The following is a 23,638-nucleotide window of genomic DNA, read 5'->3' as shown; positions in this document are numbered from 1 at the left end:
TTAAACTAAACTTAATCGTTAATACATGCTCTGATTTTGTGCATAGGCGTCTGATTTTATGCAAAAAAGCGTATTTTCAAAAATTAAGTGAAAAAGAAGAGCCTTTACTACTTTAACTTATTGGTGAGTCCCATTATGTTTGGGTATAGTGGTTTTACAGGTAAATCAAAACCAAGGTAAACATTAAGCAACAAGTCTCGAACACAAAGGATCAAACATGGCGTCTGATACACAAGATAAGCTAGATTCCCTTTATCAACATATTCAAGCGGTAATTTTATCCCGTCAGCACCCAGTTACTGGACTCTTCCCTGCCAGCACGAGCATTAACAATCACGGTAATTATACCGACGCCTGGGTACGCGATAACGTCTACAGCATTCAGGCGGTATGGGCATTACATTTAGCGTACAAGCGCGCTTCTAACCCGCAAAAACGTGCTAACGAGCTTGAATTTGCCTGTATAAAAATGATGCGCGGTCTACTTTTCGCCATGATGCGTCAATCCCACAAAGTGGAAGCCTTTAAGCACAGCCTAGATCCTAAAGACGCCTTGCACGCGAAATACGACACTAAAACAGGCTTAGAAGCCGTGGCGGATGATGCTTGGGGACATTTGCAAATTGATGCCACCAGCTTTTATTTATTAATGCTGGCGCAAATGACCAAAGCCGGCAGTAAGTTAATCTTTTCTCGCGACGAATTTAATTTCATCCAAAATCTCATTTACTATATTTCACGCACCTATCGCACACCCGATTACGGGATTTGGGAACGCGGCAATAAGGTCAATAATGGCAAAGCTGAAATTAATGCCAGCTCAGTGGGCATGGCAAAGGCGGCCATGGAAGCCATGGATGGGCTAAATCTATTTGGTGAGGACGGTCCTGAATGGGCGGTGGTGCACTCTTTTGCCGATGCGGTTGCCCGCGCAGGCTCTGTATTGCAATCCCTACTACCTAAAGAATCACGTTCTAAAGAAGTCGACAGCGCAATCCTAAGTATCATAGGTTTTCCTGCGTTTGCCGTTAACGATGAAAAACTTGTCAGGCGCACTCGCAAAGAAATCATCAATAAACTGGGCGGAGAATATGGCTGTAAACGCTTCTTATTAGATGGGCATCAATCGGAATTAGAAGATCAAAGTCGAATATACTATGAATACAACGAACTGATTAATTTCGAACACATTGAGTCCGAATGGCCATTGTTTTTCACTTACCTTTATATCGATCGTTTATTTGCTCGTGATTGGGAAAGCGCCAACTTTTATCGCCACAAACTCGAATCCTTGATGGTCGAAAAAGATGGGCAAATGTTGCTCCCTGAACTCTATTATGTACCACAAGAAAGTATTCTGGCTGAAAAGGAAAAACCAGGTTCACAAAAACGTGTACCCAATGATAACCTCCCTTTAGTGTGGGCACAGAGTCTCTTTTTAGTGGGGAAAATGCTCGATGAAGAACTCATTAAAACAGATGATCTTGACCCACTAGGCTTACATCGTGTCCAGTACAAGCCAAACAAGGCCACTACTTCCATGGTTATCTTGGCACAAAACGACAAAGTGAAACAGAAACTGCTTGATGCTGGCTGCCTATGCCAAACGCTCGATGATATTCTGCCTATTAAAGCCATCAGCGCCGAGCAGTTAGTGGCTACTTATCGACATTTAGGTGCCTCAGAAACGTTAGGCTTAACCGGACGGCCAAACCGCGCATTAAACAGCTTAGCAACGTCGCAAGCATTCAGTATCAACAATGAAAGCTATTTGTGTTTGTCCTGGATTCAGAACGAAGACAAAGATTATCGAAAAATCGATCCAGCGTTGTTCCAAGCTCATATTCGTAACGAATTAAAAAACATTGCTGACCATTGGTATTACCAAGCCAATGCGGTTTTTAGCATACTGATTGACGAAGCCATCAGTGACATGAAAGGCAGTGATGAATTATTTGAATTCATTCGCTTGTTACAGAAACGCGAACACGAAGAATTTCGTGTTATTCCGCAATCGGCTAAAAATGCATTCAAATCGGGTAACCGTCGCACCATCATGATCAATGCTGTGGACCATAACCAGCTAGGTGCAAAACTGCCCATTCACGACACTCCTTGGCCATTATCCGCTAAGCCAAAAGCTTATGATCCGCAATCGATCAAAACAGCAGAAACGAACACCTTACTGAGTCGCTTCACCGCACAGCCAGACATTCACGAAGCCATCGACTGCTTGATCGAGCTAGGCAGTCGTCGCGCATTAATGAACACCATCCCCAATTCAACTCCGGCCGTCACCGCCTATAAGGTGTTGAACAGTGTGTATCTGCAAGCCTTACTTTCTGAGAACTGGCACAGTGCTCGACAACTGTATTCCTTGATTTTAAAGCCTTCAACGGATCTCGCTACCTATATTGCCGATATCACGGTTCGTCAGCGTTTGCTGGTTATTGGTGAAACCCCTGAAACCGAGATCGATATCAGCACTCCGTTGCATCAGGACGTGATTCTCGATATGTTGAGAAGTGTGTCATCCTCGCCGATTGGTCTGGTGATTTGTCATGAGCTAATCGCCATTGCAGGGACTCTGATTAAGGTGCATCCTGAGTTTTTCTCTGGCGTTCGTACCATACGAATTCACAACTTAGCGATGTTATGTGCTCGTCAATTTGATCCCGAGGACGATGCTCCCGTTTTTGAAACCTTATCCAGAGTGTCGCCAAGCAAGCTTTACGAAGCCCTCAAACAAGTGTTACAACAAAAGCATGACGAATTTGCTCACGTGGCAAACAACATGCGCTACCACAACAGTACCGACGCGCAAAGTAAGATGAAAGATGTGGACTGGTTTGACTGGCGTTCTGAGCAGGGTATGATCACCAAGCTGCCAGAATCTATGCTACTGCAGCTTTGGGACAGTTTAAGTCACGCAAACACCATTGTATTTGGTGACTTACAAAGCAACACCGCTCTCGATTGTAAACGCGCACTCAGCTCTATGACGCCAGGAGAAGACACCTTCGCATTGCTGATTGAAACCTTAACGTCGGACATTCATCCAAGTTGGTATAAGAGTCTTATTTTTGAAGGCTTATATGCTTTCATACAGTTCTGTAAACAACATAAAAACTGTAAGTTTGAACAAGAAATCAATCTACCTGTTTTAGTCTCAAAAGCAGCACTAGATCATGCTAGACAGCACCAAGCCGAACATGTGGAAGATAACTGGGCTGAAGCTGCATTGGATGATTTCGCACAAATAACACCAAATAAAGTCAATCAATATTTGCGTTGGGCCGTGAGCAAACTTCACAGTCATCAGCACCAACACTCATTGAGTTAACACGCTCACCCTTGCTGGAGAAGTGAATGGATTTAATAAAAAATGCCCTAATTAACGATGTATTGAACACTCGCTGTTCAGACCCATTTGGCTGTTTAGGACTTCAATCATCCCCTTCTAAAAAAGGCTTGTCACTGCTTGTGTGGCAACCAGAAGCGATTTCTGTTCGCGTATTGGCCATAGACTCAGACCAAGAGTTGGCGACAATGACTGAAACAGAAGACAAAGGCTTGTTTCACGCCGCATGGCCAAAAGAAAAAACGCGCTTTCATTATCGTCTCGAAATCACTTACAAAGACAAAAGTACCTATACGCTGGTCGATCCGTACCAGTTTCCTAACACGACCTTTGTAGACCCTGATCATCACCAAGCGAATCTTTACAAAAGCCAAGGCGCCATTCGGGCCAATGCAAAAGTCAACGATCAACTCACTATTCAAGGTACACGCTTTGCGGTTTACGCCCCTGCAGCACGTTCCGTGTCTGTAGTTGGTGACTTTAATGCCTGGGACGGTCGCATTCATCCAATGTCTAGTAATGGTGACGGCATATGGCGTCTATTCATTCCCGACGTTAATCATGGGGCGCGTTATAAGTTTGAAATCCGCTCTAACGCCGGTGATATTTTGCCCCATCGCAGCGATCCTTATGCCCAACGTATTGAGCAATACCCCTCTTTTGCCAGCGTGACCTGTTTTGATAACAAGCACCAGTGGCAAGACGACGCTTGGGTTAAGCGGCCTATCGAAGACATCTACGAACAGCCCATGAGCATTTATGAACTACACATTGGTTCATGGCGTCGTAAAGCGGATAACCAGCCATTGACGTATTTGGAAATCAAAGATCAGCTGGTTCCCTATATGGTTGAAATGGGCTATACCCATGTCGAATTATTGCCCATCACAGAATACCCATTCGATGGATCTTGGGGCTATCAACCTGTCGGCCTGTACGCGGTCACATCACGATTTGGCACGCCAGAAGAATTCAAAGCCCTAGTTGATGCGCTCCATCAAGCCAATATTGGCGTGATTATGGATTGGGTGCCCGCGCATTTTCCAGCCGACAGCCATGGTTTAGCCAATTTCGATGGCTCCAAGCAGTACGAATACCCAGATCCCAAAAAAGGCTGGCACCCTGAATGGAACTCGCTTATTTACGACTTTGGTAAAGAGCATGTGGTCAATTACCTCATTAGTAATGCGGTATATTGGTTAGAAGAATTCCACATCGATGGTCTTCGTGTGGATGCCGTGGCCTCTATGTTGTACCTAGACTACTCCCGTGAAGACGGTGAATGGATTCCAAACAAGGACGGCGGCAACCATAATTACGAAGCCATCGATTTCTTGCGTCGCTTGAACGAAACCGTGTATTTGAATCATCCCCGTTGTTTTACCGTCGCGGAAGAATCCACCGCTTTTCCGGGGGTGTCCAAGCCGACTTATATGAATGGTTTAGGCTTTGGTTTCAAATGGAACATGGGCTGGATGAACGACTCGCTTGCTTATATCAAACGCGATCCGATTTATCGTCAACATCATCAAGGCGAGCTCAGCTTTAGTATGGTTTATGCTTTTGATGAACAATTTGTCTTACCGATTTCTCACGATGAAGTGGTCCATGGTAAAGGTTCCATGATCACTAAAATGCCAGGGGATGCTTGGCAGAAATTTGCCAATTTACGTGCGTTTTCGGCCTACATGTATTTTCATCCAGGCAAAAAACTCAACTTCATGGGCAATGAGTTCGCCCAAGGCCAAGAATGGAGCCATGAACGCTCTTTGGATTGGCATTTGTTAGAGACCGACTACCACAAAGCCCAGCAAACGTTATCAAAAGACTTGAATCATCTTTATACAAATGAGCCAAGTTTGCAGTTTGATCATTCCTACCAAGGCTTTGAATGGATCAGTTACGATGACAGCGCCAACAGCATTCTGGTTTTTGCACGTAAAGCCAAAGACAGTGACGAGCATGTTATTGCGGTCATTAACTTTACACCAACACCACATGGCAACTATCGAATTGGCGTGCCCAAAGCAGGCCGTTATGAGATTGTCATGGACACGGATGAGGTGAGCTACACAGGCAGTGGTTATGCCAAGGTCAAAACATACCAGACCCAAGCAATCGTCAGTCATGGTCGCGAGCAAAGCATTGAACTGCAAGTGCCACCACTGGCAGGTGTTTTGTTAAAATGGCTAGCTAAACCCTAATCACTAACGCTCAGCAAAGTAACGCAGACAGCATCTAGAGGTATTAATGAACCAAGCACATCAGACTTCCAATGGCGCCTGTTTTCCTCTAGGTGCGACGGTGACCGACGACGGTGTTAATTTCGCCGTGGTCGCAGAAGACGCCAGCCAACTGTATTTATGTTTGTTTGATCAAGATGGAAAGGAGCAAGAACCGCTGCCTTTTATTAATAAACATAAAGGCATTTGGTACATGGAAGTGCTTGGCCTCAAAGAAGGCCAATATTACGGTTTACGCGCTAAAGGCGAATTCAATCCAGAACAGCAACAGCTTTATAACGAACATAAACTGCTAATAGATCCCTATGCAAGAGATCTCAGTCACAAACTTGTCTGGCATGAAGATCAATCAGCCATAAACCAAGAAGGCCAGCTAAACAGCGTCAATTCGGCTTATTGTGTGCCGAAATCGATTGTTCGTACCGTGACAGCCAAACATAACCGCCCGGCAAGGGTGAAAGTAACCCCGTCTAGCCGTGCTTTATACGAGCTGCATGTCAAAGGTTTTAGCAAAAGTCTCCCCATTGATGATGAAATAAAAGGCACGTACCTTGGCGTCATCTCCGCCGCGGGTATTGAACATTTAAAAAGCCTGAACATTACCACCATTCAGTTAATGCCTTGCTTCAGTTTTATGACCGAACGCCATTTAGAGTTGCTAGAGCTCAATAATTATTGGGGCTACAATCCAATCAGTTTTTTTGCACCAGAACCGTCCTACGCTAAACAAGACGCTGTTTTGGAGTTTCAACAAATGGTTGATGGCTTAAGAACGGCAGGGTTTGAAGTCATTCTAGACGTTGTCTATAACCACACAGCAGAAAGCGAGCTAGATCATTCTAGCGTTTGCTTTCGAGGTCTAGACAATGCGCGCTATTATCGTCACCAAGCGGGCCAATATTTAAATTACACAGGATGCGGAAACTGCATAGACACTTACCATCCCAATAGCATTCGTCTTATTTGCGACAGCATGCGTTATTGGGTAGAAGTGATGGGCGTGGATGGCTTTCGTTTTGATTTAGGGGTTGATCTAGGTCGCACTGATCATGATTTCACCCCTAAAGCGCCCTTACTGCAAGCCATTCTTCAAGACCCTATCTTAAGCGAAACTTGCCTAGTGATGGAGCCTTGGGACATTGGTCCAAACGGCTATCAAGTGGGTCAATTTCCAAGAGGTTTTCTCGAATGTAACGATCAATACCGCGATACGGTGCGTCGCTTCTGGCGCGGTGACAAAGGCATGGTACCTGAATTTGCGACACGCCTTTTAGGTTCAAGAGACCTGTTTCACAAAGGACAAAAAAGTGCTCTAACTTCAGTCAACTACATCACCTATCATGACGGTTATACCATGAAAGACTTGGTGTCCTATCACCAGCGCCATAACCTTGCCAATATGGAAGACAACCGTGACGGGCACAGTGACAATCTTAGCCAAAACTTTGGTACAGAAGGCGACACTGACGACATAAATATTCAACAACAGCGCCTTAACCAGCAACTTTGCTTTATGGCGACACTGCTACTAAGCCAAGGCACGCCTCATATTTTAGGGGGGGACGAGCTTTCCCACACTCAGCAAGGAAACAACAATGCCTATTGCCAAGACAACGACATGACATGGCAAATTTGGCAGGATATAGATGAGGAAACACGTCTTGCAAGAGACGCCATGCAGCATACCATTTCTACCTTAATGACACTGCGCAAAACCTACCCAATATTGGCTGAAATTCGTCTTGAAGACGACCCGCTTTATCAGCACACCTCATCTGATCACATCCATTGGCTCAACCAACACAGCGAACCCATGAGCGCAGAAAATTGGGCCGATAAAGAGCGTCACTTTATCGCATTAACGCTAACGTCTGCCGACCTTTCTAGTTATTTTTGGATCGTCTTTTACAGCAGCGATACGCCTATTCGCGTTCCTTTTCCAGCAGAAAGTGATGCACTAGAAGTTGTTTACCAAACGCCAGGCTTCAGTATTAAAGACAATACTCTTCACTGCGCTTATCGTGGCGTTTTTGTTGCTAAACGTTAACCATCAAACTCGAAACAGAGGATTCAAACTCCCTAAGATATGGGTTTGAATCCCATTCGAAAACCGCCCCAGTGTTTACCATTAACAAAAATAGGCACAGAAAGGTCATGCAATATTTCGCCAGTATCCCGTTTATAGGTTTGTAGCAAAAACGAATCTGTATGGGCGCCACAACGACGGCCTGTCGCATCGTTAAAAATTCGCTTGGTTCGGTTATTCAATAAATCTTTTTCATAATCACCGGTTAATGGCTGACTAAACTTTTTATTATGAGTGGGGAAATACCCCTTCACATCCACCGCCCCGGCAAACATCACCTCTTTACAATTATCTAATACCGCTTCCTGAATAGCAGGAAAGTGACGGTCACTAAAAGTATCATAAGACGTACTGAACTTTTGCGGCTTAGTACCCGGTATAGGGCGATAATCGGTGGAAAATACCGCTTGTTGAGTCAACTCGCCTTTCGAGATTGCCTCTTCAAACAAATGCCCAATCGCCTGGGCAGACGCCTTACCAACCTTAAGCAACTCAGAGAAAAACAACGACTGATCGACTTTATCCAATTCTCTAAAGACCACTTCAGCCCCCTGACTCAAATGCGCGGCTTCCTGAGAAAGCCGATCACTGCGCTCAGAAATATCGTGTAAAGACTGACTAATACGTGAAATAGAACCATTGATTTGCGTGCTTGTGGTGCCTAGATCTTCCCCTGCCTGTTCCACTTCGGACAACACCATGGACGCATTTTGAACCTCTTCTGTTAACGAGAGGAAACGCTGGGTTTCCCCCAGTAAGGTATTGGATAAGGATTCTGTTAACTCTTGTAGCGCTGCCATTTCATTATTTGTCAGTTCACTATTGCGACGTACGTCCGCTAACAAGCTTGAGATTTGCTCCGATGCATGAGCACTTTTACCCGCTAAAGCGCGAACTTCATCCGCCACGACAGCAAAGCCCCTACCCTGCTCACCAGCCCGAGCGGCCTCAATAGCCGCATTCAAAGCCAGTAAATTGGTCTGTTCGGAAACGCCTTTAATCACCGCTGTAATGCTATCAATATCATCGGCACTTTTTGTCAGTAAAGCCAACTGCTGACTGGCAGTCTGTACTTTTTGCGTGAGCTGATTGATTTGCTCCGCACTCTGTAAAAGCGCGCGCTGTGCCGTCTGACTGGATTTGGCCGTCACACTCATTGTCTGAGCTAATTGCCCTAAATGATTTGAAAGAGTCAGTCCTGTCTCTGAAAGCGCTCCAACCGCTTGTGTAATTTGCTGACTGTCGTCACGGGTAAGGTGAATGTCCTTGCTAAGCGTATCCACAAAATGCGAGACTTCGGCGGCTCCCATCGCCATTTTTGATGTGGCATGAGTTACGGTTTTACTGACGTCTGAAAACACGGCTGACGAAGCCCCGTCTAACGCGACTACGGACATTTGAGAGGGATCTTTTTTCTGCAATAACACAGAAACACCTAAGATGCCACTCAGCAATAAACCGGCAATAATATATGGCGGGGAAATAACATTTTGCGCATATCCCAAAGTAAAGAGTACAAACAGTCCTAAAACACTACCTAAGCGGAGATAAAGCATCAGTCTTCCCTTTTGTTGACTATTATTTTTTTGCTAGTGTTGAACGACACTTCTAAAAGATCAATGTAAAACAAGAAGTTTGCGACTAAAGTCGTACCCTCATCAATCCATCAAAACAACCACGGCCTACCGTAGAGCCAATTCTTGATAGCAAGAATCATAAAAAAAAGGTTTTTTTATCAAAACCCGACTAGACTAAAAATACGCTCACAAGGCGCTAAAAAATAATTTCCCCATCGCGCACAATCTGCCGATGAGAGTCTTGAGGATAAAACCATGATCACCAACAAAACAAAAAATACCCCCTTTTACCTTGAACTAGGTCAGCTAACATCAGACAGTGTTAACCACCTGATTCCTTCTTTTGATCATTTACCACCGAACCCTTATGCCGATGGCGCGTTTCGATTACGTCGCTATTCACGTTTTACTCTCACTCAAAACAAGATTCATCGTTTACCGTCTCAGGCATTTGTTCAAGACGAAAGCATTAATCATTTCCAAGGCAATATTGTGCGCCGTTATGAAGAGATCGACGATAAAATAGTCAACGACCCTGCCTTCCTCGAACTATTTGAACACTTCCAAACGATGGCCGACGTGGCTGATAACACGCCTATCGAAGTGCACCAATTACGAATCTTCGCCGACCATAAAAGTGCCGAGGTCGCACCAGAGGGCATTCACCAAGATGGCTTTGACCGCATAGGAATCTATGTGATGCAACGTCATAATATCGAAGGTGGCAAAATCCATGTTCATCTCGGAAAAAATAGTCCTGCGCTGATCAGCCACGATTTTGACAGAGGAGAATTTGTGGTGCTAAACGACCGAAAGTTTTTCCATAGCGCTCTGCCCATAAAGCCACGTAATGATGAGCAAGGTTACATGGATATTTTTGTGCTTACAGCAAATTTAGTGCATTAGCGAAGCACTACGGACAAACACAATACACCTGATACAGCGCTTTTCCTTGTTGAATCAATCAAAAAGCATTATGGGGGATACAACTAAACATGGTATAAATTACAAATGTAAAAATTTGTAATTTTTTGTACTCACACCGTGAGTCAGCAAGGAAAACCCCGTGACAAAAGTGCATACCACACAGGAAAAAGATAGAAATATTACGGAAGATCTCAGTAAAAAATCAGTATTGATTATCGAAGATATGAACGAAATGCGTCTAATGCTCAGATCCATGATGCTTTCATTAGGCTATACAAGCATAGAAGTGGAGGCTTCAGGACAAAGTGCCCTGAAACGTATTGCTTCTAAACATTTTGACATCATATTGTCTGACTACAACCTTGGTGGCCGAATTAACGGCCAACAAGTTTTAGAAATTTCTCGACAAAATAACATCTTAGGTCACTCGACTATTTTCATCATGATCACCGCCGATACGGGTTATGACAGCGTGGTCAGCGCAATCGAGCATCGTCCCGACAGTTACATGGTAAAACCGTTTACTCCTGCCACTTTGCATCGTCGACTAAGCCGTATCAAGCTACAAAAAAGCATCTTCTCAACAATGGATGATCATCGAAGCAAAATGAATTTTGAGGCCATGGAAAGCGAAGCCAAAGCGATTATGGCTACACACCCTCAATACATCAGCTTATGTCTAAAGGCTATTGGCGAATCTTTGCTTTCTAGAAAAGACTATAAAGCCGCTAAAATTCACTACATGCGCGTACTCAAAAATAACCAAGAAGCCTCTTGGGCACATTATGGGGTTGCTCAAGCAGATCTGTCTCTAGGTCAGCCACTGTCTGCTGTGAAAAGTCTAGAAAAAACCATCGGCATCAGTCGCCATTTTTTACCCGCTTATGACACTCTTGCTAATGCTCACGAACAACTTAGCAATCTCAAAGGCGCACAAAAGGCGATATTAGCAAGTTTAGAAATCACTCCTAGATCACTAGCCAGAACCAAAAAACTAGGAAAAATCAGCGTAAAACTAAAAGATTGGCAAATGGCAGAGCAGGCCTATTCAAGAGTGATTCGCTTAACTAAAGATACCCAGCACGAAAAAATAGAATTCTATTACGAACATCTTAAATGTCTTCTCGCACTGCAAGAAACTGAAGAGCCTTCACTACAGACAGCCGAAAAACTCCAGCGCTCTTTAACAAGGTTGCGCCTGTTAGGGAAAGACGACCCTGTTGTTGTCTCAAATTCTTTTCGTGTCGAAGTTCAGCAACACCTTCATAGGGAACGCAAACAAGACGCTATTAAATCTTGGAAGCAATGGAAACAATTAATCTTATCTGGAAAGGCCTCCTCCATTACACAAGAACAGGAACTAACGCTAAAAAGAAGACTTGGACTATTCTGATTATCAAGTGCAAAATACATGTTTTTATGTACTTGATATCGTCAATCAAAAGCGGCCTATTTTATTAAAAAAATAAACGGTCTCGTAGAGACAACTTGCTTCATAAGTAACGCTACCTGATTCACTTTTAATAATGATTTACAAAAACAAAATTACATTCTGTAACAATTTTAAGAATAAGTTAAGACGTTGATTCAAAAGGAAAAGAAATAAATCATCACAAATTTAAACGATAACTTACGATAACTATAGGTTTTTTAATTTATCAAATGATATAAATGAAAAATTAGATTTAACCAGAACCTATTAGAGTCAGGTAGTCCCTTTGACAGATGCAATCACTCTAGGCGTTGAAAACACCAATAACATTCAGCGAAAATCAACAGAGACCGCAAAAAAACGGGTTTTGATCATTGAAGATCTTGGTGAAATGCGATTGATGCTCAAATCCTTAATGGTATCGATGGGCTACTCCGATATAGATGTCGAACCCTCAGGACAAGCCGCTATAAAACGCATTTTGGAAAAGCGTTATGATGTGGTGTTATCCGATTATAATTTAGGTGGAACCATAGATGGTCAGCAAATTCTAGAAACCTCTCGTAAAAACTATTCACAAGATCACTCCACTATTTTCATTATGATTACCGCTGACACCGCTTACGAAAGTGTGGTCAGTGTGTTGGAATATCAACCTGATAGTTATTTGGTAAAACCCTTTCCCCCCGCTGCTTTTTTTCGCCGCTTTGAGCGAGTCGAAACGCAAAAGAAAACTTTTGAGAGTATAAACAACGCACGAAAAATAAACGATTTTGAGACCATGGAATCTCAAGCCAAATCCGTCATGGTGCAATATCCGCATTTTGCGAGCCAATGCCTAAAAGTCATTGGTGAGTCACTCTATGCTCGGGGTCGCTACAAGGATGCAAAAAGCCACTATATGCTGATCACCCAAAAAAGCAAAAATTTGGCTTGGGCGCATTTTGGTATCGCCTTGTGCGAGTTAAAACTTGGCGCGATCGCTGCCGCGATAAAAAAATTCGAACACACCATCAGCTTAAGCCGACACTTTTTATCCGCTTACGATCTACTTGCTGACGCACAAGAAAGTCTAGGCAATTTAGAAGCCGCTCAGTCCGCAATGCTAAGTGTCTTGGAAGTGTCGCCCCGATCATATGAAAGAGCCCTTAGACTTGCACAGATAAGCATGCGGCTAGAAGATTGGCCCTGCGCTGAACAAGCCTACTCTCGGGTCATTCGCCTAACGCGAGAAACCAGCAATGAAAAAGTCGAGTTCTACTACGACTATTTAAAATGCTTAACAAACATGATGGCAAGCAGCACAGATAACTCAAAATTAGCCGATAAATTTAAACGTACTCTCATTCGCCTACGTACATTCGGAAAAGGCAATCCAGCGGCCGTGTCTAACTCTTTCCGCGCGGAGATACAACAATACCTAGCTCGTGACCACCTAGGTGAAGCCATTAAATCTTGGAAACAGTGGAATCGATTGATTAAATCTGGTCACGCTTCCCCACTCAGTGATGCTCAAAAGTATACGCTTAAAAAGCGCCTCGGCTTGCTATAATCCTGCGACACCGTTATCGTCATGCGCTCATTTTTTATTACGCCAGAGCAGCAGACTATGACGGCTACCCATTCTTTTTCGACCTTAGTGCCAGATGCCATTTTAGACGCAGTCGAATCCACTGGATTGTGGAGTGACTCGCGTATTTACCCACTTAACAGCTATGAAAATCGTGTCTATCAAATCGGCATTGAAGATGGCACACCTGTCATTGCTAAATTTTACCGTCCAGCACGCTGGACAGAAGCACAAATTCGAGAAGAGCATCAAACACTACTAACGTTAAAAGCGGCAGGGGTACCTGTTGTCGCACCATTGGAATTTAACGGCGACAGTGTATTGCGTCATAACAGCATGTTCTTTTGCTTGTCTCCTCGGCTAATTGGACAGCATCCTGAAGCGGATAATTTGGATCAGCTGTATCAGCTTGGTGAGCTAATTGGTCAGTTACACCACACCATGTCATCACCTTTTGTAGAGCGCATTACGGTTTCCCCTTTAACGCAAATAGATAACGCCGCTAACCAGATTCTTGTGGGAAATACTTTTTCTACAAAATGCCAGCTGCCTGAAAAACTCAAGCCTATTTACAAAAAGCAAATCGCCAAATTGCGCGATATGAGCCAAGCTGCGATAAACGCATACTGGCCAGTGTCTTTACGACCTATACATGGCGATAGCCATCGCAGCAACCTGATGCTACACAATGAACAATTTCATTTGTTAGACTTTGACGATTGCCAAAACGGCGTCGCTGTGCAAGATTTATGGCTACACATCACTCAAACAGAAAATCCACAACTGCAGTTGAGTGAAATAATTGAAGGGTATGAGACCTATTTACCCTTCGATAGAAGAGAACTCAGTCTAATAGATGTTTTCAAAAGTACGCGTGTGATCAGCTACGCGGCTTGGTTACAAAGTCGTTGGGATGACCCAGCGTTTAATAAGGCTTTCGCATGGTTTGGCAGTGAGGAGTACTGGACAAACCATCTTAATGAGCTGAAAAACTGTGAACTAGAATGGGGAGAAATGTCTAAATGATACCATTAGCGCAAGGACTGCATAATATATTTGGTTTTAACGAATTCCGAGAAGGACAACAACAAACAATAGAACAATTACTCGCAGGGCATTCATCGCTTGCGGTGTTTCCGACAGGCTCCGGAAAATCCCTGTGTTATCAATTTACGGCGACCCAACTTCCCCATTTAACATTGGTCATCTCGCCATTAATCGCCTTAATGCATGACCAATTGGCATTTTTAAACGCCAAAGGCATTCCAGCCGCTTGCCTCGATTCCAGCCAAAGCAAAGATCAAAGCCAAGCTGTTATGTCTGGCGTGCAGAATGGCACCATTAAGATTTTGATGATTTCGGTTGAGCGCTTTAAAAACGAACGTTTTCGACGCTTTATCAAACACATCCCCATTTCTATGCTAGTGGTGGATGAAGCCCATTGTATTTCAGAATGGGGCCATAACTTTCGACCTGACTACTTAAAGCTACCCTCTTATCAACAAGAACTCGCCATACCATTGGTCTTACTGCTAACCGCCACCGCGACGCGTCGTGTGCAACGAGATATGGCACAAAAGTTTGCAATTCACCCTCAGCACATAGTGCAAACGGGCTTTTATCGACACAACTTAGATATTGATCTTATCCCCATACAAAGCCATCAAAAACTAAACGCCTTAAAAAATATTCTCAATGAAACACAAGGCGCGAGTATCGTTTATGTTACTCAGCAGAAAACGGCCGAAGATGTCGCTCACGCTCTACAAGCCGATGGCTACTCGGCTGTCGCCTACCATGCAGGTTTGGACAGTGAGATTCGCAGTGCAATCCAATCCGATTTCATGGTCAGCAAAACGCGTATTATCGTGGCCACCATCGCGTTTGGTATGGGGATCGATAAGTCAGATATTCGCTTAGTGGTACACTTTGATCTGCCCAAATCAATCGAAAACTACAGCCAGGAAATTGGCCGCGCAGGGCGAGACAATCAGCCAAGCCGTTGTGTATTGCTTGCTAATCTAGAAGGATTAAATACTTTAGAAAATTTTGTCTATGGTGACACGCCAGAGCCCCACGACATTGACAATTTACTGAGCTGCATTACCGCGCAAACAGCCGAACAGACTCATGAAAGTGAATGGGAAACACAGCTTTATGGATTATCTCAGCAGACAAATATTCGCTCTTTGCCTTTAAAAACCTTGCTGGTACAACTCGAACTATTGGGTGCCATCACGCCAAAATACAGCTATTACGCTGATGTTCGCCTAAAATGGGAAGGTGACCCTATTGCTTTTGCACAACACATCCCAACCCAATGGCAAGCCGCCTACCAGGCCATATTAAAAGGCATTCAATACAAGAAAATTTGGGGCACACCCAATTTCGACAAACTTTTTCAGGAAGCGGGATTATCCCGAGGCGATGTCTTGCAAGTCTTAGAATTCGCCGCCGATTACCATGTTCTTACCCTCGAAAGTAAAGGCTTAACCGAAGTGTATCAAGTTCATACCGAGCACTTTCATCATCAAACCTTGGCCAATCAATTACAGCAATACGTTGAAGAAAAACAAACAGCCGAAATTGAACGTCTTGCCACTATGATTCGCTTCTTTCAATTGGATCGCTGCTTAAACCACAATCTAGCCCGTTATTTTGGGGATCAGGATTCACCAGAGCATTGCGGGCATTGCTCGGTTTGTCGGGGAAAAGTACTTATATTTGCTCAGCCATCCGGCCTAAACAATGATATAGAAAAATGGGGAGATTTGGCTGGCTATATACAGGAGTTCACTGCGCATGTTGGAAGCAAAAGCCCAGCCACACCGGTGACAGCCGTCTTAATAACGCGTTTTTTAACAGGCCTAACACAACCTATCTTCACCAAAATAAAAGCCCGTCAGCTTAGCGGGTTTGGTGTGTATGAGGAACAAAACTATTTGACCGTATTAAATGTCGTACAACAGTGCCTTTCTCGTTAAAATAAAAAGTTAAAAAGCATCAATGGAACAATACTAATCTTATCTCGGAATTACAGTCATACGTCTGCTTTTTTCTCAATTTTGTTGGTTTTTTTGCCAAGCGCCCAAGATCAGCCTCGCGCTTTGTCGAAAAAACCGCTTTTTCTTTTTCCATTTATCCAAGTTTGTGCTCGCCATCCATTGCCGTACTTATATGCGGTTGCCAATTTTGAACTCCAAATGTGTGCTAAAGAGTCTGCTGTTTATGCGCTAAATTCAGAAAAACATAGCATAAGATAGGAGGAGTTTAAAATTTTAATAATGGAAAGAAAACGCTGAAAGCCAGAAATGGCGAGGGTTTGAAGGGGATAAGAAAGTTTGGGCATAAAAAAAGGCACCATAAATGGTGCCCGGGACCGGAATCGAACCGGTACGATATTTCTATCGCAAGATTTTAAGTCTTGTGTGTCTACCTATTTCACCACCCGGGCATATCTGATTTTGGAGGCCGGAGTCGGAATCGAACCGGCGTACACGGAGTTGCAGTCCGCTGCATGACCACTCTGCCATCCGGCCTCATATCAGATACATCTTTTGATTGGAGCGGGAAACGAGGCTCGAACTCGCGACCCCAACCTTGGCAAGGTTGTGCTCTACCACTGAGCTATTCCCGCGTCTCAAAAGACGGTGCCTATTCTATGTATTTGAGCTTTCACGTCAAGGAAAAAATCCAAATAAATAGCTAACTTAGGCACTTTTTTTAAATCTGTTTAGTTTTTGTTCGACTCTTTAGACATTAGCTCAGGCCAAGCGGCTTTTAAGTAGACATACATAGACCAAAGCGTTAATAACGCAGCCGCAATTAAGACCGCCTCCCCTACGTGGGCTTCTAGTGTATCTGGCCGGCTACCCAATAAAATGAAAATGGCCAACATTTGCATGGTGGTTTTTAGCTTACCGATATACGACACGGCGACACTGGCACGCTTACCCATTTCCGCCATCCATTCGCGTAGTGCCGAGATCACAATCTCACGACCAACAATGACAGCACTGGCTAAGGTTAATAATGGATTAGAATAGCTGGCCACCAGCAGAACTAAGGCAATGGATACCATAAGTTTATCGGCAACGGGATCAAAAAAAGCGCCAAACGCGGTGGTTTGATCCAGTTTTCTTGCTAGGTAACCGTCTAACCAGTCCGTAATAGCTGCCAAGGCAAAAATAATCGCGCAGGTGTAGTAGCGCCCTTCCCACGGCAAATAATAAATTACCACAAGAATCGGAATCATAAAGATCCGTACGGACGTTAATATATTCGGTATGTTCATATTATTCCCAATTATTACGCTAAATGCACTTAGCAAACCCTAGCTTTTATGAAGGTGGAGGTAAATTTCTTCTGCTTTTTTGACACTAATCCCTTTCACCTTAGCAATATCTTCCTGACTTGCCGATAACAATTCTTGATACCCTCCAAACGCCGTCAGCAGCTCTTTACGGCGATTTGGCCCAATACCAGGAATATCTTCCAACACCGAGTGACGACGTTTCTTATCTCGTCTACGTCGGTGACTTTTTACGGCAAACCGATGCGCTTCATCACGTATATGCTGAATCAAATGCAGCGCCGCTGAATCAGGCGGCAAAACCACCTCATCCTCTTTTGAACCAATATACAAGGTTTCAAGGCCTGGCTTACGAGTGTCACCTTTGGCGACACCCAACAAAAATATGTTCACCAACCCCAATTCTTTCAATACATTTTCTGCTTGCGTCAACTGACCTTTACCACCGTCGATAAGCAATACATCTGGCGCTTCAAGCTCACCACTCTTCACTCGTTTGTAACGACGAGTTAAGGCTTGCTTCATCGCGCCATAATCATCACCAGGCTCAACCCCTTCGATGTTAAAGGAGCGATATCGCTTTTTGTCCGGCCCATCTGGCCCAAACACGACACAAGATGCCACCGTTGCTTCACCACTAGAGTGGCTAATATCAAAGCATTCCATGTGTTTTGGCGGTTCGGAAAAGCCCAATAGCTTTTGCAATGCCGTAATACGGCTAAAATGATTACGCTTATCCGACAATCGAGCTTGCAAGCCTTGCTCGGCATTCAGCTTCGCCAAATCCAACCAACGGGCACGCTGCCCTCTGACATTGCTTAACACTTCGATTCTTTTCTGCGTGGTTTCAAAAATGCCTTCTACCAACGCATCACCATCCTCTAACTCATGGCTTATGATAAGCGTCTTCGGTAACTCTTGAATACCACCAAGATAAAATTGTGCAATAAAAGACGACAATAATTCGCCTTCGGTGATTTCAATGGGCATTTTGGGGTAATAACTTTTACTCCCAACCACTTTACCTTTGCGCACCATCATCACATGAACACACAAACCACCCGGCTGAATAATCGAAGCAATCACGTCAGCTTCGCCCGTTTGTCCATAGACATGTTGCTGTTCTTGAATGTGTTTAAGCTGAATGATTTGGTCACGTAGCTCAGCGGCGCGCTCGAACTCCATGTCGGCTGCAGCCGCGCTCATCTGGGAAGAAATTTCTGCTGTTAACTCTTGGTCTTTTCCCTGCAAAAACATGCGAGCGTGACGAACGTCCAGCTCATACTCTTCATCACTGATTAGCCCAACACAAGGCCCGGAGCAACGCTTAATTTGATATTGTAGACATGGCCGAGAGCGATTCGAGTAGGTACTGTCCTCGCACTGACGCACCTTGAACACCTTTTGCATGGTGATCAAACTGTCTTTTACCGCGCTGCCGCTCGGAAAGGGGCCAAATAGCGTTCCTTTATCCGTTTTATCGCCGCGTCGAAACAACAGCGCCGGATGAGAATGATTGGATAGCAGAATATAGGGATAAGATTTATCGTCACGGAGCAAAATGTTGTACGGTGGACGATGCTGTTTAATCAGCGTTTGCTCAAGCAACAACGCTTCCGTTTCGCTTTTGGTAACCGCTATCTCAATGGTGTGGATACGACTCACCAAAGCCATGGTTTTGGTGGTTAACCCCGTCACGCGAAAATAGCTCGCCACACGGTTCTTAAGATTTTTAGCTTTGCCAACATAAAGCAACTCACCTTTTACATCGTACATGCGATACACGCCTGGCCGAGTGGTTAAATTGCTGACAAAGTGTTTAGGATCAAATTCTGAATGGCTCAAACAAACCTCGTTTTTCGCCTAGCCCATACCAAGCACATTATAACGTACTGCTAAATGAATCAGTTCAACATCGCTTTCGATATTCAGCTTTGCAAAAATACGAGTACGGTAGGTACTTACGGTTTTAGGGCTCACGTTTAAATGCTCAGCGATTTCATTGGATTTTTTGCAATCCACAATCATTTGCGCCACCTGCAACTCTCTGTCTGATAGCTGCCCCAAAGGAGACCCTTGACCATCGATCGAGAATTTAGACAACGCCATTTTTTGGGCGATACCCTTGGAAATATAGTGCTCACCTCTCGACACAATTTGAATGGCTTCGAGCAACTCGGAGGTGTTGGTACCTTTCGTTAAATAGCCAGAGGCTCCAGCCTCAAGTAATTTTACGGGGTATAAGTTGTCATCCAATGCGGACAACGCAATGATCTTGGTTTTAGGCAGAAGACGCTTTATCTCTTTTGTCGCCCCTAAGCCGCCGATGCCCGGCATATGCACGTCCATTAAGACGATGTCTGGCAACCATTTTTTGGCATGAATAATAGCCTCTTCACCACAATGCACCACACCAACCACTTCAACACCCTTTACATCCTGTAATACACGACTAATGCCTTGGCTCACCACATCATGGTCGTCAACAATCAATACCTTCAACATAACAACCTCACCAAACTTTCCTACGCCTTGTGTCGATTTCCACCTTACCTAGAATGAAACCGCCTATAGCATCCTGCTAATAAAAAATTATGTTATATAAGAAATAGAAAAAACGCACCGTTATTCTGGCAACTTTTCTGTATAGCCCATTTCTAACAGCTTTTTCTGACTGATGTCACGATAACGATTACGTACACCAGATCCATACGTTTTTTGCGTGTAATACAGCAAAGGCGCGATTTGCGCTTCATCGACAGACAAAACCTTAGCAATTTTACTGGCCAAATCCTTCACGGCAAGTGGTTGCTGATTTTCAATCATAATGACTTTTGGCACCACTAGGCGCTCCCCAGCAATCACACGATCAACCACCTTCAAATAACTTTGCTCAAAGAGCGGCCAACTAATGCGCTCTTCTTCAGATTTGATTTTGTACCAGCCCACCTCTGAACCAGCAAAAAAAACCGCAGGGTGGCTCCATTTATATTGTAACGGATCAGTGCGACAAGCACAGGCTTCAAGGTACGCAGAACGAGGATCGACTAAACCATACGCTTTATAAGCCGTATTAATCAGCTTTAAAAAATCCGCGATGGTCGGTGGCCAAGAGTGAACTTCTTTTGTCCGTTCTACCGCATACGCCAACAAGGGCTCTTGAAAGCCTTTTAAGGCAATAGCCCATTCGCGCTTTGCCAACTTCACCTCGTCTGTGGTGCTGTAAGCAGAAGCAAATTTATGAGTGTAAATTGCCTTAAAGCGTGCAAACAACATGTTCACTAACACTCGGGTTTGCTGTTCTGCCTCTGTTGGACCTGATTCGCGCGCCGTGTGGCCACTATTAGCATAAGCGCCCGAACCGTACTCACCAGTCTGTGTCGTGGATGTTGTTGAGGGCGTCACTAACTTGTTCTCGAGAGGTTTTAGTAAATTTTGTACTGTCTGAGGTTCCTTCATATGAAGACCGATCCGATTGTTTGTATTGCCACTGACGTTTTACGTATTTAAAAAATTCACTGTTCCAAGTTCGAACATTTTTGCGCTGTTCTTTGATTCTTAACAAAAATTCAGTCTGTAACGACAAAGCAAATTCACGGGCAATACCGGCCTGCCCAATTTGCTCTAACGTGGCTTCTTCAGGTTGCCATTGGTCTGGTTGTCGAGCACGCTCTTTTTGCTCCAAATACAAATCAAAATCCGTGACACCGCGACGATCGTTCACCACGGGCGGAGAAGACGGAGCATCATATTGCCGAGCTGGCTGCTTTGGTGGATAGCTTTTAGGTTGCGGCGTGAACTCTTCGCTTTTTTCTCGAGCCGCCCTGTGTAAACGGTCCATTTTATTCATTAATGGGTCGTCTTTTTCTGCTATTGGCGCCGCTGGCATCACGGTTTGAGCGACTTTTTGAGGTGAGGACAAATGAATCTCCAATATTTCCTCTTGGCGCTGAAAACTCAACAGCTGACTGATTTGCAAGTTCGCCAATAAACGCATCAGCATCGGCACAGTCCAAAATGGCAACTGGGCACTCAGTCGACTCATTTCAACTCGTAAAACATGGGAGCTGACTAGGTACGCTTGCTGCTTCAAAAAAGTCAGCAATACCGTTTCCTCTAAGCCGATCTTGGCTGCCATTGAAAATGATATCGGTAATGAATAGTCGTTATCCAACATAAATCTCGCTTTGCGCTTTGCTTTGCATACCTAACACAACAGTTAGCCTAACAGTCTATCAAAAGCCGTTCCCATAAGCACGAGAACCTTCAATGAACTGTGATCAAGCACACCTAAAAATGACAAGGCTTCACCCTAATATATTGCCAATATCAGTCGATTGAAAAGCTTTGACACAAGCCAAAAGCAGGCCTATGCTGATAACAACAGGATGGTAATTACACCTCGCTATACCTGTTCTAGATTACGTGTTCTAGATCCTATCTGTTATTTGTTTTGCAAATGTTACTCAGGAGGAATGCAGTATGCACACTACCAAAATTTCTGGTCACCATATCGATGTAACCCCTGCAATAAAAGAGCATATCCATGACAAGCTCAGTAAAATATCAAAACTTACCGACCAAATAACCTCAGTGAATGTCACCTTACTCAAAGACAGCAAAAGTCAAAAGGCGGAAGCGAGAGTACACATTCCTGGCAAAGAAATTTTTGCCGCCGCCTCATCTGAAGACAGATTATTTTACGCCATAGACGAAATGGTCGATAAATTGGCAAAGCAAATTGATAAGCACAAGACCAAGCAATCAAGCACCACACACAAAATGCCGATAACACACTAATACGGTAAGACACGACCCGTTAATGGTCATTTAATTTGTCACTGTAAATACTGGAAAAAACACCGCCATGTTGCGGTGTTTTTTTGTATTTACCCCCTAAAAAAACAATCACGCTTGAAGTTTGGAACTTTCGGCTGCATATTAAGTCTATTGATTGTCTTAAACCCTAAAGGAGTAATTCCATGCGTTATACTGAAGCCCTTTCGACACACTCGTCACAAGCGGCCAACAAAACGCTCCGCAATACTTACGGACTGTTGTCGCTTACCCTTTTGTTCAGCGCCTTCACTGCGGGCATGAGCATGGCTTTCAACTTACCCCATCCAGGTCTTATTATCACATTAGTAGGCTTTTATGGTTTGCTTTTCCTAACACATAAATTTAAGAACAGCTCTGCTGGTATTCTTTGTGTGTTCGCTTTGACTGGTTTTATGGGCCTTACTCTTGGTCCTATCTTAAGCGCTTATCTAAGTTTGTCTAATGGTGCTAGCTTAATCATGAGTGCGCTGGGCATCACAGGGCTATCATTTCTTGGTCTGTCTGCTTATGCACTGGTATCAAAGAAAGACTTTAGCTTCCTAAATGGATTCATTACTGTTGGCTTCTTTGTTCTCTTGTTTGCTGTTATCGCCGGTATTTTTGTAAAAATGCCAGCTCTACAGATCTTCATTTCTGCGGGTTTTGCGCTTTTCTCAGCGGCGGTTATTTTGCTGCAAACTAGCCAAATCGTTCGTGGTGGTGAAACCAACTACATCATGGCAACAGTGAACTTGTATGTGTCTTTATACAACATGTTCTTAAGCATTCTGTCTCTACTTGGTATGGCTCGCGACGAGTAATTCTATTTAGCCATTCGAAAAGGCCGCTGACTGCGGCCTTTTTTCTGTGTAAAATCGGTTAATTCGCTTTTACAGTTTACTCAAAAGGTCATTTTTTAATGCAATACACCCTGCTTATCACAGGCTCCCCCTATCAAACTAAAGCGTGCCATAGCGCTCTGCGCTTTATAAAAGCCGCCTTGTTAGAATATCCCAACAGCATAAAGGGTGTATTTTTTTATGAAGATGCCGTGCTCATTGGCAACCAAATAGCACAGCCACCAAGGGACGAAATCAATATCACTCAAGCTTGGCAAGACATCGCACAGCAGCACAACATTCCGCTGTATTTATGCATCGCCGCGGCGGTAAGACGCGGCATTATTAACGACACTGAAAGCCGTCGTTATGAACTAGAGCAGCACACCCTAGCCGAAGGTTTCCAACTGGAAGGCTTGGGCACATTCGTTGACCTGATGAACACCACCAATAAAGTCATCCAATTTAGGTAA

General features: G+C 44.1%; 17 protein-coding genes and 3 tRNA genes. 11 read left to right on the top strand and 9 right to left on the bottom strand.

Going from position 1 to position 23,638, the window contains the following annotated elements; all coding sequences use genetic code 11:
* The first annotated feature begins 217 nt into the window (after positions 1-217).
* From DK187_RS08320 to glgX, 3 genes are read left to right on the top strand one after another with little or no spacing between them, the layout of a single operon-like run.
* On the top strand, positions 218-3,343 hold the full coding sequence (locus DK187_RS08320) for a phosphorylase b kinase regulatory subunit alpha/beta (RefSeq protein ID WP_111606886.1): 3,126 nt from the start codon (positions 218-220) through the stop codon (positions 3,341-3,343).
* Between the two features lie 26 nt (positions 3,344-3,369).
* A complete protein-coding gene (glgB, locus tag DK187_RS08315) occupies positions 3,370-5,565 on the top strand; it encodes a 1,4-alpha-glucan branching protein GlgB (protein WP_111606885.1) in 2,196 nt (731 codons plus the stop codon).
* A 46-nt stretch (positions 5,566-5,611) separates the two neighbouring features.
* Positions 5,612-7,651, top strand: coding sequence for a glycogen debranching protein GlgX (glgX, locus tag DK187_RS08310; RefSeq protein WP_111606884.1), 2,040 nt, complete (start codon positions 5,612-5,614; stop codon positions 7,649-7,651).
* 32 nt (positions 7,652-7,683) lie between these two features.
* Here glgX and DK187_RS08305 read toward each other — a convergent pair whose 3' ends face one another.
* Positions 7,684-9,246 carry a methyl-accepting chemotaxis protein gene (locus DK187_RS08305; RefSeq protein WP_111606883.1) on the bottom strand — a complete coding sequence of 521 codons (1,563 nt, stop codon included), beginning with the start codon at positions 9,244-9,246 and terminating at the stop codon, positions 7,684-7,686.
* Positions 9,247-9,522: 276 nt separating this feature from the next.
* Here DK187_RS08305 and DK187_RS08300 point away from each other — a divergent pair, with 276 nt between their 5' ends.
* From DK187_RS08300 to DK187_RS08280, 5 genes are all read left to right on the top strand, one after another.
* Positions 9,523-10,173 carry a 2OG-Fe dioxygenase family protein gene (locus DK187_RS08300; protein WP_111606882.1) on the top strand — a complete coding sequence of 217 codons (651 nt, stop codon included), beginning with the start codon at positions 9,523-9,525 and terminating at the stop codon, positions 10,171-10,173.
* Positions 10,174-10,333: 160 nt separating this feature from the next.
* Positions 10,334-11,587: a response regulator gene (locus DK187_RS08295; RefSeq protein ID WP_223232208.1), complete on the top strand. Its 1,254-nt coding sequence runs from the start codon at positions 10,334-10,336 to the stop codon at positions 11,585-11,587.
* Positions 11,588-11,912: 325 nt separating this feature from the next.
* Complete coding sequence (locus DK187_RS08290) at positions 11,913-13,178, top strand: response regulator (protein ID WP_111606881.1); 1,266 nt, start codon at positions 11,913-11,915, stop codon at positions 13,176-13,178.
* Between the two features lie 21 nt (positions 13,179-13,199).
* On the top strand, positions 13,200-14,222 hold the full coding sequence (locus DK187_RS08285) for a serine/threonine protein kinase (RefSeq protein ID WP_223232209.1): 1,023 nt from the start codon (positions 13,200-13,202) through the stop codon (positions 14,220-14,222).
* Entirely contained in the window at positions 14,219-16,180 is a 1,962-nt protein-coding gene (locus tag DK187_RS08280) for a RecQ family ATP-dependent DNA helicase (RefSeq protein ID WP_111606879.1), read from the top strand. Before DK187_RS08285 ends, DK187_RS08280 begins: the two co-directional genes overlap by 4 nt.
* Before the next feature lie 383 nt (positions 16,181-16,563).
* Here the strand turns inward: DK187_RS08280 and DK187_RS08275 are convergent.
* The 8 genes from DK187_RS08275 to DK187_RS08240 form a co-directional block, all read right to left on the bottom strand.
* Positions 16,564-16,650 (bottom strand) — tRNA-Leu (locus DK187_RS08275).
* A gap of 11 nt (positions 16,651-16,661) precedes the next feature.
* A tRNA-Cys gene (locus DK187_RS08270) sits at positions 16,662-16,735 on the bottom strand.
* Positions 16,736-16,758: 23 nt separating this feature from the next.
* Positions 16,759-16,833, bottom strand: a tRNA-Gly gene (locus DK187_RS08265).
* 96 nt (positions 16,834-16,929) lie between these two features.
* Positions 16,930-17,490: a CDP-diacylglycerol--glycerol-3-phosphate 3-phosphatidyltransferase gene (gene pgsA / locus DK187_RS08260; RefSeq protein ID WP_111606878.1), complete on the bottom strand. Its 561-nt coding sequence runs from the start codon at positions 17,488-17,490 to the stop codon at positions 16,930-16,932.
* Between the two features lie 39 nt (positions 17,491-17,529).
* Positions 17,530-19,353, bottom strand: coding sequence for an excinuclease ABC subunit UvrC (uvrC, locus tag DK187_RS08255; protein ID WP_111606877.1), 1,824 nt, complete (start codon positions 19,351-19,353; stop codon positions 17,530-17,532).
* Positions 19,354-19,371: 18 nt separating this feature from the next.
* A complete protein-coding gene (locus DK187_RS08250) occupies positions 19,372-20,013 on the bottom strand; it encodes a response regulator (RefSeq protein ID WP_111606876.1) in 642 nt (213 codons plus the stop codon).
* Between the two features lie 120 nt (positions 20,014-20,133).
* On the bottom strand, positions 20,134-20,913 hold the full coding sequence (locus DK187_RS08245) for a replication protein P (RefSeq protein ID WP_223232210.1): 780 nt from the start codon (positions 20,911-20,913) through the stop codon (positions 20,134-20,136).
* Positions 20,876-21,685 carry a DnaT-like ssDNA-binding domain-containing protein gene (locus tag DK187_RS08240; protein WP_111606874.1) on the bottom strand — a complete coding sequence of 270 codons (810 nt, stop codon included), beginning with the start codon at positions 21,683-21,685 and terminating at the stop codon, positions 20,876-20,878. Before DK187_RS08240 ends, DK187_RS08245 begins: the two co-directional genes overlap by 38 nt.
* 305 nt (positions 21,686-21,990) lie before the next feature.
* Between DK187_RS08240 and hpf the strand changes: the two genes are divergently transcribed.
* From hpf to tusD, 3 genes are all read left to right on the top strand, one after another.
* On the top strand, positions 21,991-22,308 hold the full coding sequence (hpf, locus tag DK187_RS08235; RefSeq protein ID WP_111606873.1) for a ribosome hibernation-promoting factor, HPF/YfiA family: 318 nt from the start codon (positions 21,991-21,993) through the stop codon (positions 22,306-22,308).
* A 182-nt stretch (positions 22,309-22,490) separates the two neighbouring features.
* The gene (locus DK187_RS08230; RefSeq protein ID WP_111606872.1) at positions 22,491-23,147 is read left to right on the top strand and encodes a Bax inhibitor-1/YccA family protein; all 657 of its coding nucleotides are present in this window, start codon (positions 22,491-22,493) and stop codon (positions 23,145-23,147) included.
* A 98-nt stretch (positions 23,148-23,245) separates the two neighbouring features.
* The gene (tusD, locus tag DK187_RS08225) at positions 23,246-23,638 is read left to right on the top strand and encodes a sulfurtransferase complex subunit TusD (protein ID WP_111606871.1); all 393 of its coding nucleotides are present in this window, start codon (positions 23,246-23,248) and stop codon (positions 23,636-23,638) included.

The organism is Marinomonas arctica (assembly GCF_003259225.1).
Taxonomy (GTDB): Bacteria; Pseudomonadota; Gammaproteobacteria; order Pseudomonadales; family Marinomonadaceae; genus Marinomonas; species Marinomonas arctica.
This window is presented reverse-complemented; position numbering and strand designations above follow the sequence as displayed.